7 protein-coding genes and 1 tRNA gene are annotated in these 17,604 nt (G+C 74.5%); 7 read left to right on the top strand and 1 reads right to left on the bottom strand.

The window, feature by feature from the left end:
• Positions 1-231: 231 nt before the first annotated feature.
• Complete coding sequence (locus C1701_RS19020; protein ID WP_103056369.1) at positions 232-1,014, bottom strand: trans-aconitate 2-methyltransferase; 783 nt, start codon at positions 1,012-1,014, stop codon at positions 232-234.
• A gap of 754 nt (positions 1,015-1,768) precedes the next feature.
• On the opposite strand from C1701_RS19020, the gene C1701_RS19025 reads away from it, so the two are divergent.
• From C1701_RS19025 to C1701_RS19055, 7 genes are all read left to right on the top strand, one after another.
• A complete protein-coding gene (locus C1701_RS19025; protein WP_035274524.1) occupies positions 1,769-2,893 on the top strand; it encodes an SDR family oxidoreductase in 1,125 nt (374 codons plus the stop codon).
• A gap of 14 nt (positions 2,894-2,907) precedes the next feature.
• Positions 2,908-4,524 (top strand): PfaD family polyunsaturated fatty acid/polyketide biosynthesis protein, encoded by a 1,617-nt coding sequence (locus C1701_RS19030; RefSeq protein ID WP_026419860.1) that lies wholly within the window; start codon positions 2,908-2,910, stop codon positions 4,522-4,524.
• A 30-nt stretch (positions 4,525-4,554) separates the two neighbouring features.
• Positions 4,555-10,086 carry a type I polyketide synthase gene (locus C1701_RS19035; RefSeq protein WP_103056370.1) on the top strand — a complete coding sequence of 1,844 codons (5,532 nt, stop codon included), beginning with the start codon at positions 4,555-4,557 and terminating at the stop codon, positions 10,084-10,086.
• 4 nt (positions 10,087-10,090) lie between these two features.
• On the top strand, positions 10,091-15,772 hold the full coding sequence (locus C1701_RS19040) for a hypothetical protein (protein ID WP_103056371.1): 5,682 nt from the start codon (positions 10,091-10,093) through the stop codon (positions 15,770-15,772).
• A gap of 197 nt (positions 15,773-15,969) precedes the next feature.
• Positions 15,970-16,479, top strand: a complete 510-nt coding sequence (locus C1701_RS19045; protein ID WP_337661820.1) for a hypothetical protein — start codon at positions 15,970-15,972, stop codon at positions 16,477-16,479.
• 33 nt (positions 16,480-16,512) lie between these two features.
• Positions 16,513-16,995, top strand: a complete 483-nt coding sequence (locus C1701_RS19050) for a DUF421 domain-containing protein (protein ID WP_103056373.1) — start codon at positions 16,513-16,515, stop codon at positions 16,993-16,995.
• A gap of 143 nt (positions 16,996-17,138) precedes the next feature.
• Positions 17,139-17,211, top strand: a tRNA-Asn gene (locus C1701_RS19055).
• Positions 17,212-17,604: the final 393 nt, after the last annotated feature.

Consider the following 17,604-nt stretch of genomic DNA (forward strand, 5'->3'; position numbering starts at 1 on the left):
GTGGACCGACGGTCGGCGCGGTCGATCTCCGGTGCGCCCTGCTCCGAACGGGGACGGCCCCGTGACGCGCGCTTCGGGAGTTCCGTCCCGGCCCGGCCGCCTCCCGATCCGCGAGGCCGGTGCCCTGATGCCCGGGCCGCGCCCGAACGCGGCCCGGAACCCCCTTCCCGGTGGGAACGGCACCCCTCGTGGCCACCACGCCGGCACGGTCGGTGGTGGCTCACGGCCCGGTCAGCCCTGCGGGGTGGTCGCCACGACGAAGATCCGCCGGAAGGGGAACCACGTCGTGCCGTCCGCCCGACGCGGATAGGCCTCCCGGAGCAGCGGGGCGAGGTCCTCTCGGAACTCACGCCACCCGGCGTCGTCGAGCTGGGTCCGCACCGGACGGAGACCCGTTCCGCTGAGCCATTCCAGGACCGGGTCCTCGCCGGTCAGCCGCTGGAGGTAGGTGGTCTCCCACGCGTCGACCGCGCACCCGGCCGCCGCCAGGAGGTCGCCGTACTCGGTGGGGGTGGAGACGACGTCGGCGCGGGCGACGAGCGCGTCGCCGAGCCGTTCCCGCCAGCGGGTCGTGGTGGCGACCTGGCGGGCGCTGACGTGCGCGGGGCTGCCCTGGTTCCCGGGGACCTGAAAGGCGATGGTCGCGCCAGCCGGGAGCTCCCGCGTCCAACGGCGGAGCAGCTCCCGGTGCTCGGGGACCCACTGGAGGAGGGCGTTGGCGACGACGACGTCGGTGTCCGGGCTCGGGTGCCACTCCCGGACGTCTCCCAGCTCCGCCGCCAGTCCGAGCGCGCGGGCCTCCTCGACCATCTCGGGCGAGGAGTCGAGCGCCTCGACCGTGGCGGTGGGCCACCGGCGAGGTAGGTCGGCGGTGAGGTTGCCGGGGCCGCAGCCGAGGTCGACGACCCGGCGGGGCGCGGTCGTCCTGACCCGGGCGAGCAGGTCGTGGAAGGGGCGGCCCCGCTCCTCGGCGAAGGTGAGGTAGGTGGCGGGGTCCCACTGGGGGTTCTGCATCAAGCCTCCAAAACCGTACGTACGTTTTTTATACTAGGCGGGGTGGAGCGAGTTCGGGAAGGGGTCGGTCGTGCGGATCGCGAAGCCCGTCGCGGCCGGGCCCCGGGGAGCGCACCCCCGGCGGGGAACGGGGCGTCTCCGCGTTCGCCGTCGCCCACGGGGTCGGGTGGTCCGATCCTCCGCCGGCTCCCCGCGTGACGGAGGCGGCCGTCGCGTTTTCACTCGAACGGTTCACCTTCGTGTGGGCCGTCGGTCCGCTTCCGGAAAGGTCTCGGGTCGCGGGGCGAATTCCCGGTTCCCGTCGTCGGCGGCGTTCGAGACCCACCTCGACCGCCGTGGCGGTCCCGGGCGGGGCGGCCCGTCCCGGACCCGGCCCTCGAGGGCGTACCGGCTCCGTTGGCCCGCCATCTCCCCTCCCGGAACTGGATGTGCCGCCGAAGCGATCCCGGTGCGCGGGTGGGCGTGAGGCATCGGGTTCGGGGGAGTCGCAGGTAGGGCGGCCAGGGGGACGCTGGAGTGGTGCCGGTCCCGTATTCCCCGACCGGTGGATCGCTCATGGTGCGGAACTGGGCGGTGACCGGCCGAGAATGTCGACGAAACGATGCACTTCTGGCATTGGAGTGAATTGACTGCACTGTGGTGTGCAATAGATCGAGTGCTAGGCCAGTAGCGTGAAGTGGTCTCTGTCGCCATTCCCGCTCCTGTGATTGTCTTTCGTCTGCTTCTGGGGAATGGACGAAGGAGAACGCGGGTCATGACGGTCGCCATCACCGGAGCCACCGGTTTCCTCGGCATACACCTGGTCCGCGAACTGTTGGCCGAACACGACGAGTTGATCGTCCTGGTGCGCTCCTCCGGCCCGACCGCCCTCCGGCGGCTGATGCGCTTCTACGCCGAACTCGGCACGACACCGGCGGAGGTCCGCGACCTCCGGACCCGGCTGCGCCTTGTGCCGGTCGACCTCACCGCGCCGGGGCTCGGACTGCGGCCCCCCGCCTTCCGCGCGCTCGCCGACGAGATCGACGCTCTCTGGCACAGCGCGGGCGACACCGATCTCGGCGGTGGGCTGGCCGACCTGAGACGGACCAACCTCGACGGGACCCGGGGCGTCCTGGCCCTGGCCCTGGCCGGCGAGCGCAGGCCGCGGGTGTACCACGTGAGCACCGCGTTCGTCGCCGGCCGTCGCCGGCACGGCACCGTGGAAGAGGACGACCTGGACGACAGCCACGGCTTCGAGAACTTCTACGAGCAGTCCAAGTTCGAGGCCGAGGTGCTGGTCCGCCGGTGGGCCACCGAACACGCCAGGCCGGTGGCGGTCCTCCGCCCGAGCGTCCTGGTCACCGACCGGGCCTTCCGGGGCCCGCGTCCAGGGCACCCGGTCGGGATCCTGCTCCGCAGGATGGCCGACACGGTCCGCCAGCACCAGGAGCCCTCCACCGGGCGGGGGTCGGCCAGGACGGAGGTCCGCGTCGTCGGGGACCACGAGGCGCGGTTGAACTTCCTCCCCGTGGAGGAGGCCGCGCGGATGATGGTGCGGCTCGCGGCCAGCGGGACCACCGGCCTGGTCGACACCTACCACGTCGTCGCCCGGGACGACGTGTCCGTCCTGCTCCTCACGGGTCTCGTCGAACGGTTCCTACCACTGCGGATCCGCCTCGTCTCCGAGTTACCCGCGCCGCTGTCCGCCCTGGAGTTCGCGACCAGCCTGCAACCAGCCCTCGCCGGCTACCTGCTGCACCACCGTCGACTCGACGCCTCCCGGACCTGGTCCCGGCTCGGTGGGACCGCCGGAACCAGCGAGCCGTCCCCTCCCCGGATCGACCTGGACTACCTGTCCGCGGCGATGCGCCGGCCACCGCTGCTGGGCGCGAGCGACTGACCGGAGGAGCACCGATGGCCGTGTCACCCCCGCACCCCTCGACCAACCTCCCGACCTGGCGGCCGGCCGAACTGCCGCCGGCCTTCACCGCCCACGAGCTCCCCGACGCCCTGCACCGCATCCGGGAACCCCTGCACGTCGTCCGCGACCGGGACGGCCACTACGGGCTCGGCGTCGGCGGCGGACCGGGCAGCGGGCCGCACGGGTACCCACTGGTCGGCTCCCTCCCGCCCTCCTACCCCGAATGGCTGGGCGACCGCTCCTTCCTCGACGCCCACGGGGTCCGCTTCCCCTACGTCGCCGGGGAGATGGCCAACGGGATCGCCGGCACCCGGATGGTGACCGCCCTGGCCAGGGCGGACCTGCTCGGTTTCCTCGGGGCCGCCGGTCTCGGCCTGACCGAGGTCGGGAAGGCGGTGGACGAGCTCGTCGCGGCCCTGCCCGGCCGCCGGAACTGGGGGGTCAACCTGATCCACTCGCCCGCCGAACCGGACCTCGAACGGGCGGTCGCGGAGCTGCTGCTGGACCGCGAGGTGCCCTGCGTCTCGGTGTCGGCGTTCATGGACCTCACCCCGACCGTCGTCCGCTGCGCGGCCACCGGACTCCGCCGGGGGTCGCGAGGGGAGGTGCTGCGCCGCACCCGGATGTTCGCCAAGGTGTCGCGCCCGGAGACCGCCGCGCTGTTCCTGGCACCGGCTCCCGACCGACTGCTGCGCGGGCTGGTCGACAGGGGCGAGCTGACACCGGAGGAGGCGGCCCTGGCCGCCACCGTTCCGGTGGCCGAGGACGTCACCGTCGAGGGGGACAGCGGAGGTCACACGGACAACCGGCCGCTGGGGTGCGTGCTGCCGGTCGTCCTCGGCCTCCGTGACGAGCTGACCCGCCGCCACGGCTACCGGCGTCCGGTCCGGGTCGGGGCCGCCGGCGGACTGGGCACCCCCGAGGCGGTGGCGGCCGCGTTCGCGCTCGGCGCCGCCTACGTCGTGACCGGTTCGGTGAACCAGGCCTCGGTCGAGGCGAACCTGTCGCGGGAGGCCAAGGACATGCTCGCCAAGGCCGAGGTCACCGACGTCACGATGGCCCCCGCCGCGGACATGTTCGAGCTGGGCATCAGCCTCCAGGTGCTGCGCAGGGGCACCCTCTTCCCCTCCCGCGCCGGTCGGCTGCGGGTGCTCTACGAGTCGTACCCGTGCCTGGAGGCGCTGCCCGGCCCCGTGCGGGACACCCTCGAACGGGAGGTGCTGCACGCGTCCCTCGACGAGGTGTGGGCCAGGACCCGCCGGTTCTGGGAGCGGAGGAACCCGGCCGAACTCGTCAGGGCGGAGGGCGACCCCCGGCACCGCATGGCCCTGGTGTTCCGGTGGTACCTCGGCAGTTCCAGCCGGTGGGCCATCGAGGGCGCGGAGGACCGGCGGCTCGACTACCAGCTGTGGTGCGGTCCGGCGATGGGGGCCTTCAACCGGTGGGCGGCCGACGGGTGGCTCGCCGACCCCGAGAACCGGTCCGTCGTGCAGATCGCCCGGAACCTGCTGGAGGGGGCCGCCGTCGTCACCCGGGCCCACCAGGCCAGGACCCTCGGGGTCCCCGTGCCGGCGCACGCCCTCCGATTCCGATCCCGACCGCTCGGTTGACGGCCGGCCGGACCGACAGAGAGGCCCACGATGTCATCTGAACCGGCAACGCCCCCGATCGCCGTCGTCGGCCTCGGCGTGCTCACCCCCGGCGCGGTCGGGGTCGAGGACTTCTGGCGGATGGTGTTGGAGCGTCGGGACCTGATCACCGACGTCCCCCGCGACCGGTGGCTGGTCGAGGACTACTACGACCCCGACCCCTCGGCGCCCGACCACAGCTACGTGCGGCGGGGCGGTTTCCTGTCCGATGTCGACTTCGACCCGATGTCCTACGGGATACCCCCGTCCACCCTCGCGGCCACCGACACCTCGCAACTGCTGGCCCTCGTGGTGGCGCGGCAGGTCTTCGACGCGATCGGCCTCGACGGGGTCGACCGGGAACGGGTCGGCGTGATCCTGGGCGCCTCCACCCTGGACCTCATCCCCTACACGGCGACCCGCCTGCAGGGGCCGCTGCTGCGCCGGGTGATGCGCGAGCACGGGCTGTCCCCGGACGACACCGAGCGCATCGCCGAACGGGTGGCCGAGCTCATCCCGCCCTGGACGGAGTCGACGTTCCCCGGCGGCCTGACCAACGTCGTGGCCGGCCGGGTCGCCAACCGGTTCGACCTGCACGGGGTGAACCACACCACCGACGCCGCCTGCGCCAGCTCCTTCGCCGCGCTGGCCTCGGCGGTGGCGGAGCTGCGGCTGGGGCGTTCGGACCTCGTCCTCACCGGAGGGGTGGACACCTTCAACGACATCACCGCGTTCGTCGGGTTCAGCAAGACCCCGGCGTTGTCGCTGACCGGGGACTGCCGCCCGTTCTCGGATCGCGCCGACGGCACGATGCTGGGGGAGGCGTTGGGCATGCTCGCCCTGAAGCGGCTCGAGGACGCCGAACGGGACGGCGACCGGGTGCACGCCCTCATCCGGGGAGTGGGGGCGTCCTCCGACGGGCGGAGCACGTCGATCTACGCCCCCCTCGAACAGGGCCAGCGCCGGGCCCTGCGGCACGCCTACGCCGAAGCCGGCTACGGGCCGGAGACGGTCGAACTGGTGGAGGCGCACGGCACGGCCACGCGGGCGGGTGATGTCGCCGAGTTCACGGCGCTGCGCGCCGTGTTCGAGGAGACCGGTCGGGTCGACCGGCAGTGGTGCGCGCTCGGGTCGGTCAAGTCGCAGATCGGGCACACGAAGTGCGCGGCGGGCGCGGTCGGGTTGATCAAGGCGGTGCTGGCGGTCCAGCAGGGTGTCCTCCCGCCGACGATCAAGGTGGACCGGCCCAACCCGGAGCTGGGCGTGGACGACAGCCCGTTCCACGTGAACACCCGAGCCCGTCCCTGGGTCCGGTCGGCTGACCACCCCCGGCGGGCCGCGGTGTCCAGTTTCGGTTTCGGCGGCAGCAACTTCCACGTCACCGTGGAGGAGTACCGGCCCCCGGTCGGAACGGGGGGCCGGCCGGCATGGCGGGTGCGGTCCTGCCCCGCCGAGCTCGTCCTGGTGTCCGCCGGCGGCCCGTCGGAGCTGGCCGAGGCGGCCCGCGCCCTGGACACCGGCCAGCCGCTGGCGGACCTCGCGCGCCGGTCCCAGGCGGACTTCCGGCGGGAGGCGCCCGCCCGGCTCGCCGTCGTCGTCGAGGCCGGTGGGGTCGACGCGCTCGGCGAGGCGGCCGACCTCGTGGAGCGCCGGCCCGACTCGTCCTTCGCGACTCCGGCCGGCTGGCACTACGGCGTCGGAGCGGTGAGCCCGGGGCGGGTCGGATTCCTGTTCCCGGGGCAGGGCAGCCAGTACGTCGGCATGGGCGCGGACCTGGCGGTGCACCTCTCCTCCGGGCGGGAGGCCTGGGACGAGGCCGCCGATCTCGACTTCGGGCCGGAGCTGCGCGATCGGGTCTTCCCGCCGCCCTCGTTCTCCGAGGACGAACTCCACGAGCGGCAGGAGCGGCTGACCGCCACCGGGTGGGCGCAGCCGGCGCTCGCGGCGCACTCCGCCGCGCTGTTGCGGGTGCTGCGTTCGGTCGGCCTGCGTCCCGACTGCGTGGCGGGACACAGTTTCGGGGAGGTCACCGCCCTGCACGCCGCCGGCGCCTTCGACCTCGCCTCCCTGCTGCGGATCGCTCGGCGTCGCGGCGAGCTGATGGAGGCGGTGCCCGGGGACCCGGGCGTGATGCTGGCGGTCAGCGGACCCGCGGAGCGGGTGGCGGCGGTGTTGGGGGACCACCCGGGCTCGCGGGTGTGGGTGGCCAACCACAACGCGCCGGACCAGGTGGTGATCGCGGGGGCCACCGAGGCGGTGGCCGAGCTGGCCACGGCGCTGGCCGCCGAGGGGTTCTCCTCGACACCCCTGCGGACGGCGGCGGCGTTCCACACCCCCCTGGTGGCGGCGGTGACAGATCCCCTGGCCGCCTTCCTCGCCGAGATGGAGGCGCGGCCGCCCGGGGTCGAGGTGTTCGGGGGCGCCGACGCCCGGCCGTACCCGAGGGAGCCGGACGAGGTCCGCCGTCGCCTCGTGGAGCAGGCGACCCGGCCGGTGCTCTTCACCCAGGTGGTCGAGGAGATGTACGGCGCCGGTGTCCGCACCTTCGTCGAGGTCGGACCCTCGGCGGTGCTCACCGGTCTGGTGGGGCGTGTCCTGGCGGACCGCGACCACCTGGCGGTGCCCTTGGACCGACCAGGGCGGTGCGGCGTCAGGGTGCTGTGGGACGGCCTGGCGCGGCTGGCGGTCGCCGGGGTCCCACTGGACCGCACACAGCTGTGGGCGGGCTACGGCCCGACCCGGACAGGAACGGAGGTCGTGCCCAGGATGACGGTGCGCATCAACGGTGGGAACTACGGACGCCCCTACCCGCCTCCGGACGGCTCCGGTGAGCTTCCCGGTCCACCGGCGGCCCATACCGCTCCTCCGGGCCCCTCGAACGGTTCCGGGGTCGGCGCGGTACCAGCCCCACCAGCCGAGCCGGCGACACCGGCCCCCGCCGCGGAGGTCGGCGCGGGCGGCGGGTTCACCGCCCCGCCGGAGTGGGGGCCCGGCGAACCGCCGTCGCCGCGTCCGCCGATCCGGTCGGTCGCCCCCGCGCACCCCGGCCCGCCGACGCGCGGTCCGGTCGACTCGCCGACCGCACCCGGAGCGACCACCCCCGGAGCGTCCGCGCCGAGCGCACCCGGGGCGCCCACGCCGCCCGCGACCAACGGGCACGGGCCCGTGCCCGACGTCCTCTCCGGAACGCTGGTACCGCCGACGCGCGTGCTGGGCTCCGGGTGGCTCCGGATCGTCGAGGAGGCCCAACGGCAGACGGCCCAGGCCCACGCGGACTTCCAGCGCATGCTCACCGAGAGCCACCTGACGTACCTCCGGATGGCCGAGTCCACCTTCACCGCGCTGCTCGCCGGGGGCGAGGCCGCTCCGGGGCGGCAGGCCGGTCCCTGGCCGCCGGCCCCCGCGGAGCCCCCGTCGACGCGGGCCACCCTCCCCACCCCGCCATCCCACCGCGTCCCGGAGCCCGCCGTGGAACCGTGGACGACGGTCGAGGCGCCCGGTGGGGGCGAGACCTGGGGCCCGACCGTCCCCACCGCGCCACCACCCCAGCGCACCGGGCCCGCCCCCGCCGTCGGGGAACCGCAGGTGGCCTGGGAAATGGCCCCAGCTCCCCAGGCCCCGGCCGCCGCTCCGCTGGTGCCCTCCTCCGAGCCCGGCCCGGCCCCGGTGGGAACCGAGCTGACCGCCCCGGCCGGCCGCGGCGCGGACCTCCCCGCGCTGGACCCGGAGCGGATCGAGGAGACCCTGCTGTCCGTGGTGGCCGACCGGACCGGGTATCCCGTCGACGTGCTCAACCTCGACATGGAGCTCGAGGCCGACCTCGGCATCGACTCCATCAAGAAGGTGGAGGTGTTCTCCTCCCTGCGGGAACTCGTCGGCGAGCTCGCCCAGGACGAACTCGCCGAGTGGGCGCGGCTGCGGACACTGCGGGAGGTGGCCGACCGGTTGGCGGGGCGCAGCGAGGGCACCTCGGCTCCGACAAGTTCGCTTCGCGTGGAGGAGGTGCCCGACCTCGCGCCGTCCCCGTCCCCCACCCCGCCAGACCTGGTGCGCCGGTTCGTCGTCGAGGCCCGGGAGGCGGTCGCGCCCGGCGAACCGACGCCCCGGCTCGGTGACGCGCCGATCGTCGTCACCGACGACGGCGGGGGGATCGCGCCGGCGCTGGTCGAACGGCTCCGGCGGCAGGGGATCGAGGCCACCGTGGTCGACGACGTCCCGGAGACCGCGTCGGCGGCGATCCTGCTGGGCGCGCTGACCGAGGACACCTCGCCCACCCGAGCCAGGGCGGTGAGCCGCGCCGCGCTCGCGGCGGCCCGCCGCCTCGCGCCCCGGGCGACCGAGCGCGGTGGACTGCTGGTCACGGTCCAGGACACCGGCGGGGACTTCGGCCTCGACGGCGGCGATCCGGCCCGGGCCTGGCTGGGCGGGCTGGCCGCGCTGGCCAGGACGGCCGCGCGGGAGTGGCCGTTGGCCTCGGTGCGGGCCCTCGACTGCGCGCGGGGCGGCCGTGGGCCGGAGCAGATCGCCGAGGCCCTCGTCACCGAGCTGACGGTCGGAGGCGCGACACCCGCGGTGGGGCTCCGGGCGGACGGGTCGCGCGTCGTTCCCGTCCCGGTCCCGGCGGCGGTCGTGCCCGACGTGGACCAGTCCCGGGTGGGCCCCGGGTCGGTGATCGTCGTGACCGGGGGCGCGCGCGGGGTGACGGCCGCCGCGATGCGGGCGATGGCCGAGGAGCACCAGCCCTACCTGGCCCTCATCGGTCGGACCGAGCTAGTGGAGGAACCGCCGGGTCTCGACGGTGCCACGGAGGAAGCCGACCTGGTCCGCTCGCTCGCCTCCTCGTGGGGCGACCGCGCGGACGGGCCACCGTCCCCCGCCGAGCTCGCCGCCGAGGCACGCCGGGTGCTCGCGGTGCGGGAGATCCGGGCCACGCTCGACGACCTGCGGGCCCTCGGGTCACCGGTGCGGTACCTGAGCGTCGACGTCCGCGACGAGGCGGCGGTGGCCGCCGCCCTCGACGAGGTGCGCCGTGACTGGGGCCCGATCACCGGCCTGGTGCACGGTGCCGGCACGCTCGCCGACCGGCTGTTGGCCGACAAGACCGACGAACAGTTCGACCGGGTCCTCGACACCAAGGTCGGCGGTCTGCGCGCCCTGCTGACCGCGACGGAGGACGACCCCGTGGAGTTGCTGTGCGTGTTCTCCTCGGTCGCCGGGTGCTTCGGCAACGCGGGCCAGGCCGACTACGCGATGGCCAACGAGGTCCTCGACCTGGTGGCGTCCTCGCAGCGCATCACCAGGCCCGACTGCCTGGTCCGTTCCCTCGCCTGGGGCCCGTGGCACGGCGGGATGGTCGGCCCGGCCCTGGCGGAGCGCTTCGAACGGGCCGGCGTGCCCCTGATCCCGCTGGGTGCCGGGGCCACCGCCTTCACCGAGGAGGTCACCGGGTCGGGGGCCGCGACCCGGGTGGTGCTCGTCGCGCCGAGAACGCTCGCCGCGTTCGGGGTGGACGCCGCCCCGGACGAGCACGCGGCGGGGCGGTGAGGGGATGGCCGTGGGTGGTGACCGGGAGGGGACCGGCGAGCCGGCGTCCCCGCTCCTCGGGCCGGTGGCGTCCCGCGTCTACTCGGGACGGGACCGGGCGGAGGTGCTGGCGGCACTGCGCGCCCGGGCCCGGTCGGATGTCGGCCCGGCCCGACTGGTGGTCCTCCGGGACGGAGACGAGGACGCCGCCGGTCGGTGGCTGGCGGGGGGAGGGCCGGCGCCGTGCCCGCCCGGGGTGGCCTACCGCGACGCTCCCCTGGCCGGGCAGGTCGCCTTCGTCTACACGAACGCCGCCGCCAGCTACGCCGGCATGGGGGAGGAGTTCGCCCTGGCCTTCCCCGAGGTCGTGGACTCGGCGTCCCGCCGGACCGGGATGCCCGTCGGCGACGTGGCCACCGGGGTGCCCGCCCGCATCCTGGGCGCGGGCCGGTTGGCGATCTGGCACACCGAGTTCTGCCTGACGCGGTGGGGCCTGCGGCCGGAGGCCGCCATCGGCTACTCCTCGGGTGAGGCCACCGCGCCCGTCGCGCTCGGTGCCTGGCGGGACTCGGCGGTGTTCACCGACACCGCGCGGGACTCCCTCTTCACGCGGGACCTCTCCGGTGAGTACCGGGCCGTCCGCCGCGCCTGGCGTCGCCAGGGGATCCCCGGTTCCCGCTGGTCCAGTTACCTCGTGCTGGCCTCCGCCGAGGCCGTGCGCGTCGCCCTCGCCGGCCGCCGGGCGGTGCACCTGCTCGCGGTGACCGCGCCGGACGTCTGCGTCGTCGGCGGTGAGAGCGAGGCCTGCGCCGAGGTGGTGCGCGGTATGGGCGGTGTCCACGCGATCCCGGTGGACTACCCGGTGGCGGCGCACGCGCCCGAGCTCGTCGAGGTCCGGGACCGGTGGTGGCGGCACCACCACCGGTCCACCACCGATCCCGGAGTCCGGTTCTACGGTGGCGCCGCGGCGGCTCCGGTGCCGGTGACGGCGGAGGGGTTCGCCGACGCGTTGACCGCGCAGGCCGTGGGAACGGTGCGTTTCGCCGAGGTGGTCGAGCGGGCCTGGGCCGACGGTGTGCGGTTCTTCCTGGAACAGGGGCCGGGTGCCCAGTGCACGGCATGGATCAGCCGGGTGCTGGCGGGACGGGACCACCTCGCGGTGGCCCTGGACGGGCCGCCGGGTCGCGCGGTGCGCCAGCTCGACCGGGTGGCCGCCGAGCTGCTCGCCGCCGGGCTCCGGCTGGCGCGGGGTGTCGTCGAGCCCGTGTCGGTGGGCGGCGGTGGCGGCGGACGGTCGGCACCCGCCGGGAGGGCGACCGGTCACGCCGAGGGCCGCGCCGACGGCCCCGTGGCACCCGAGGCAGGGCCGGAGGGGCCACCGGTCCGAGACGGTGCGGCCGTCCCGGTCGCGGTGGCGGACGCGGCCGGGACGATGCTGCCAGCGCCGTGGGTGCCCCCGGCCGCGAACTCGTCGCCGGTGGTGGGCGGGCCGGTCCACGGCGGGCCGCGCTCGCCGGCGGCTGGACCCGCGCCGATCACCGGGGCTGGCCTGTCGGCGCCCGCACCGGGAGCGACCCGGCGATCCGACGTGCCCGCCTCGCGCGCGTCGGTCGGGAGGACCACCGGGTCGTCGGCGGCGCCGAGGTCGGACTCGGAGGAGGTGTGGGACGCCGACCCGGACGCGCGACCGCTCGTGCTGGCGGCGTGGCTCCGCTCACGGCTGGTGGAGGCGCACCGGCGGCACCTCGCGGCTCTCACCGCCGCGCACCACGCGTTCCTGCGCGGTCGGGAGAGGGGGTTGTGGTCGGTGGTGCGACTGGCCGGGGCGTCAGCGGCCCAGGGAGGGACGCTCGCCCCCGGAGGTGCGGTGGACCTCGGCGCGGCCGTGGGACACCTCACGGACCTGGTCCGCTCGGACAGCCCGGCACCCGAGCCGTGGGGCCAGCCCGTGGAGCGGGGTGCCCGTGGCGCGGTCGCGCCGTCGGGTCCCGTCACGCCGTCGGTCCCGCTGTTCGGCCGCGCCCAGTTGGAACGGATGGCCATCGAACCGCTGTCCCGCCACTTCGGTCCGCTCTTCGCCGCCCAGGACCGCTTCTCACGGTGGGTACGGCTGCCGAGCGGTCCGCTGTTGTTGGTGGACCGGGTCACCGGGCTCGACGGGGAGCCGGGCACGATGGGGCTGGGCTCGATCCGCACCGAGACCGACGTCCGACTGGACAGCTGGTGCCTCGACCCGGCCGGGCGGATGACCGCCGGGATGGTCATCGAGGCGGGCCAGGCCGACCTGCTGCTGATCAGCTGGCTGGGCGTCGACCTGCTCAACCGGGGCGAACGGGTCTACCGGCTGCTCGGTTGCGAGGTGACCTTCCACGGCCCGCTCCCGCGGCCGGGGGAGACGCTGCGCTACGACATCCACGTCGACCGGCACGCCGAACACGCCGGCACCCGGCTGTTCTTCTTCCACTACGACTGCCATGCCGGTGACGAACTGAGGGTGACGGTCCGCGAGGCGCGGGCCGGGTTCTTCACCGACGAGGAGCTCGCCGGGGTCGGCCCGACCCGGTGGGAGCCCGAGCGGCACCGTCCCTCGGCCGTCAGGCCGGTGACCTGGCCGCTTCCGGTGTCCCCGGCCGGCCGGTTCGACCGGGACGCGGTGTTGGCGTGGGCGGAGGGGCGGCCCGTCGACTGCTTCGGCCCCGGCTGGGCGCTGGCGGCGGCGCACGTGCGGACGCCCAGGATCACCGACGCGCGGACCCTCCTGCTCGGCGAGGTCACCGAACTGGACCCCCACGGCGGGCCGTGGGGGTCGGGGTACCTGCGGGCGGAGACGCCGGTTCGGCCGGACGACTGGTTCTTCGACGGTCACTTCCCCCACGACCCGTGCATGGCCGGCAGCCTGATCCTGGAGGGCTGCCTCCAGGCGATGGCGTTCCACCTCACGGCGCTGGGGCTCACGCTCCGTCGGGACGGGTGGCGCTTCGAACCGGTGACGGGTCGCCCGGTGACCATGCGCTGCCGGGGTCAGGTCACCCCGGACAGCACGCGGCTGCGGTACGAGGTGTTCGTGTCGTCGGTGACCGGGGAACCCGAACCCGCGCTGGTGGCCGACGTCGTGTGCTGGGTGGACGGCGTCATGGCGTTCCACGCCCGTGACCTCGCGCTGCGCCTGGTGCCGGACTGGCCCCTCGACCACTGGCGGCACCTGGGCCCACCTCGTGCCCAGCCCACCGGCGCCCCGGTCCCCCTCGTGGACCTCGGCGGGCTGCGCGACCACCGGGACCCGGTGCCGCCGGCGCGGTGGGGGGAGTTGTCCTTCGGGTACGCCGCCCTGCTCACCGGCGCCTGGGGGCGTCCCTCGGAGGCACTGGGGCCGGGCTTCGCGGCGCTGGACGCGCGCCGCACACCCCGTTTCCCGGGGCCGCCGTACAACTTCCTGAGCAGGGTGACCGAGTTCGCCGGCGGCGCCGGCGACGTGCCCACCGGGCTCACCGTGGAGTACGACGCGCCCCACCGGGCGTGGTACTTCGAGCAGAACGGGTGCCCGACGATGCCGATGGCGGCGTTGATGGAGGTCGCCCTCCAGGGGTGCGGGGTCCTGGCCGTCCAGCTGGCCCGGCCCACGCTGGTCGGTTCGGTCGAGGTCTTCTTCCGGAACCTCGACGGCGAGGGCACGGTCGTCGGGGAGGTCCGGCCCGGTGACGTGGTGGCGACCACCATCGAGGTGACCAACCACTCGCGGGCCGGGGAGATCACCCTCCTGTCGTTCTCCTTCGCCTCCTCGGTGGAGGGACGAGCGGTGTTCACCGGCACGGCGGTCTTCGGGTTCTTCCCCGAGGACTCCTTCCAGCAGCAGCCCGGGTTGCCGGCCAGCCAACGGGACCGGGATCGGATGCTGCTCCCCGGGGACGCGGTCGTCCACCTCGCCGAGTGGAGCGACCGGCCCGGCGCGTTGCGGCTGGCCGGTCCGATGTTGCGCTCGCTCGACCGGGTGACGGGGTTCTGGCCGGAGGGCGGTTCGGCGGGCCTGGGACGGTTGCGCGCCGAGAAGGACATCGTCGCCGACGCCTGGTACTTCAAGGCCCACTTCTTCCAGGACCCCGTCCAACCGGGTTCGCTCGGGGTGGAGGCGATGTGCCAGTTGCTCCAGTACTACCTGCTGCGGACGGTGGAACCGGCGGTGACCAGTCCCCGGTTCGAACCGGTGCGGCTGGGCCACCGGGTGAACTGGCGCTACCGGGGGCAGGTCCTGCCGACCGACCGGGTCGTCACGGTGGAGATGGACGTGCTCGACGTCGGGGTGGACGAGCGCGGCGTGTACGCGACCGCCGAGGCCTGGTTGTGGGTGGACGGCCGCCGCATCTACCACGTGCGTGACCTCGGGATGCGCATCGTCGAGGGGGATCCCGGGGGTGGGTCGGCTGGCGGACCGGGGCCCGGAGGGGGTGCCCGGTCGGGCCGTGGCGCCGGTGCGCCGGCCGCGTCGAGCCTGGTTCGGACACCGCCGCGTCCCCCCTCCGCCGGGGTGGCACCAGGTGTGGACGCCGCCGTCGCGGTCCGGGAGGAGGTCCTGGACCCGGCCACGGACGGGTGGCTGGACGACCACCGGCCCACCTGGGTGCTCCCGGCGTTGCCGATGATGTCCACCGTCGACCGGCTCGCCGGCGCGGTCGCCGAGCACACCGGTGAACGGGTGCTGTCCCTGCGTGGCGTGCAGCTCAGGAGGTGGACACCCGTCACGGGGCCGCTGCGGCTGCGGACCTCCGTCGCCCGAGGGCCCGACGGGTACTCCGCCGAGCTGGCCGTCTGGCGGGAGGCGAGGACGGCCGAGCTGTCCCGTTTCGAGCCGGTGGCGACGAGCACGGTCCGGGTGGGCGCCCGACCGGGTCCACCGCCCGAGCCGTTCGCGCCGTTGGTGGACGCCGTCGCGCAACCCAACCCCTACGAGTCCGGGGCGCTCTTCCACGGCCCCAGCTTCCACTACCTGCGGTCGCTGTCCCTCGGTTCCACCGGCGCCTCGGCGGTGGTGGACCCGACGGCCGGATCGGTACCACGGGGCCACCTGCACCAGGGCGTGCTGGACACCCTGCCCCAGGCCATCCCGCACCAGGAGCTGTGGCGGTGGGCGCCCGAGGTCAGCCGTTCGGCGGTCTGCTTCCCCCATCGGGTGGAGTCCCTCGACCTGTTCGGGGAGGTGCCGGACGTGGGCCGGCTGGGGCTGGAGGTGCGGTTCGTGGGGTTCCCGGCCGGCCCGGCGCTGCCCACCTTCGACATCCAGCTCACCGGTGCGGACGGCGCCGTGCTGGTCGCCGTCCGCATGGTCGACGTGCTGGTGGAGACGGGGCTCCCCCCGGAGTCGCCGTTGCGCGACCGGCGCGCCTTCCTGCACCTGCGCCGCTACGCCGGCGGACTCGGGCTGTCGCGCACCGACGGGGAGGTGACCGTGCTGTCGGCGGTCGACGTGGACGCGGCGGACCTCCTGCCGGGCACGGTGGCCGGGCTCTACGGGCTTCCACCGGACCTGCGCGGACCGGCGCGGCTGGTCCGTGTGGCGGTGAAGGACCACCTCGCCCGGCGGCTGCGGGTGCACCCCTCGGAGGTGGTGGTCGCGGAGGACAACCGTTCCTGCTGGTCGGCGGGGGCGCCCGAGCGGTGCCACCGGGTGGGGGTGTGCCTGGACGGTGATCGGGTGGAGGTCCGTGACACCTGACCGCCGTGGTGTCCCGCGCGGGGGCCGGCGGCCCGGCCTGGTCGCTCCGCCGCCCCAGCCCGGCGTGGCTGGCCGGCCGCGGGTCGCGCCGTCACCTCTGGGGGTGAAGTTCGCCGCCGGGAGGTGCTTCCCAGGGGCGGCAGGGGTATCCGCGCCTGGACGCGGTCTGTCGACCCGGCGAGGGGCGGGGAGGTGTGGTGGGCGCGGGCGAGGACTCTCCTCCCAACTGGCCGGTGAACCACCGGTCGGGGTCCCTGCGCTGGGAGAAACTCGCCCAGAACGGTGGCTGGCTGGTGATGGGCGTCATCGTCCTGGTGGGCCTCCTCGGCGGCTGGGGAGGAGGGCCGCTGAGCGACGCGACCGCGCGGGACGTCGGCAGCGGCCTGGCCATCGAGTACGACCGCTTCAGCCGGGCGACGGGGCAGAACGACCTGCGGCTCCGGGTTCCGGTGCCGAACGGGGCCGAGACGGTCGCGGTGCTCGTGTCGGCCTCGTACCTGTCCGACAACCAGGTCGAGTCATTGGATCCGGAGCCCTCGGAGGTCACGGCGTCCGAGGGGTCGGTCCGGTTCGACTTCCTCGTCGGGGAGGGAGCGGAGGTCGACGTCACCTTCGACCTCGCTCCGCAGGGGGCGGGCGCCCGGTCCGGATGGGTGAGCGTCCCGGGTGGGGACCGCGTCGAGTTCTGGCAGTTCGTCTACCCGTGAGCCCCTGGTCGGGCACATCCGGAGGAGGGAACCGTGCACTCAGTCCTCGCCACCACCGCCGTGTACCTCGGCATCCTGGTGTTGCTCCGCCTCACCGGCAAGCGCACCCTGGCCCAGGTCAGCACCCTCGACCTGATCCTGCTGCTCATCATCAGCGAGGCGACCCAGCAGGCGCTCATCGGGGATGACTTCTCGATCACGACCGCCCTGCTGGTGATCACGACGTTGATGTTCGTCGACCGCACGGCCGACTACCTGCGGTGGCGGTTCCGGCCGGTGGACCGCGTGCTCCAGGGGGCTCCCCTCGTCCTGGTCGACCACGGGAAGCCCGTCGACAGGCACCTGGCAGCCCAGCACATCACCGTCGACGACATCCTCACGGCGGCGCGGGAACGCCAAGGCGTGCACGGCCTGCACCAGATCCGGTACGCGGTGCTGGAGACCTCCGGTGCCATCAGCATCATCCCGACACCCGAGGCGGCCAGCGGGCGGGCGGGGCGTGGGCGCTGCGACTGACGGGCTCCGGCACCCGACTGTGCCCGTCGTGCCTGGTCGCGCGCTGGGTAGGCGCTGGGTAGGGGGGTGCGTTCCTCGGGGTTTCCGGGGTGCGCTAAGGTATTCACCAGTCGGGCACCGAGTCCGACGACAACAGAAGACGGTCCTCCGTAGCTCAATTGGCAGAGCATTCGGCTGTTAACCGAAGGGTTGTTGGTTCGAGTCCAACCGGAGGAGCAGTACCCCAGGTCGCGGCCTGGGGTTTTTTCGTGTGGGATCGCTGTGGGGAGTCCGGGGTCGGGGTGGAACACGCTCGACGCTCCACGCCCGGTCGCGCTCCCCGCGGGGAGGCCCGCGCTCCCAGCGGTGGTCCTGCCCGGAGGGTGGGTCGTAGGACTCCGACCAGTAGTCGGTGACGTGGTGGATCAGGCCGGCTTCGGACAACCTCGAGCCAGATGCGGGCGTCCATCCTTCGCCCCCATGCGCACGCCAGCCATACGGCGACGGGTGGCTGTGCCCCGCGACGATGCGGCGCGTCCGCGGGTGCCAGTCGCCGGTGCGGTCCCGCCGAACTGGCGGAACGCGGGCTCCTCCCGGGTCCGTTCGCGCATCCGAGGCATCCCGTGGATG

The sequence above is a fragment of the Actinoalloteichus sp. AHMU CJ021 genome, assembly GCF_002895405.1.
Classification (GTDB): Bacteria; Actinomycetota; Actinomycetes; order Mycobacteriales; family Pseudonocardiaceae; genus Actinoalloteichus_B; species Actinoalloteichus_B caeruleus.

What these genes read in the sequence shown, in the direction of transcription:
- C1701_RS19020 (WP_103056369.1), bottom strand. Translation starts at nt 1,014, where the DNA reads ATGCAGAACCCCCAGTGGGACCCCGCCACCTACCTCACCTTCGCCGAG.
- C1701_RS19025 (WP_035274524.1), top strand. Translation starts at nt 1,769, where the DNA reads ATGACGGTCGCCATCACCGGAGCCACCGGTTTCCTCGGCATACACCTG.
- C1701_RS19030 (WP_026419860.1), top strand. Translation starts at nt 2,908, where the DNA reads ATGGCCGTGTCACCCCCGCACCCCTCGACCAACCTCCCGACCTGGCGG.
- C1701_RS19035 (WP_103056370.1), top strand. Translation starts at nt 4,555, where the DNA reads ATGTCATCTGAACCGGCAACGCCCCCGATCGCCGTCGTCGGCCTCGGC.
- C1701_RS19040 (WP_103056371.1), top strand. Translation starts at nt 10,091, where the DNA reads ATGGCCGTGGGTGGTGACCGGGAGGGGACCGGCGAGCCGGCGTCCCCG.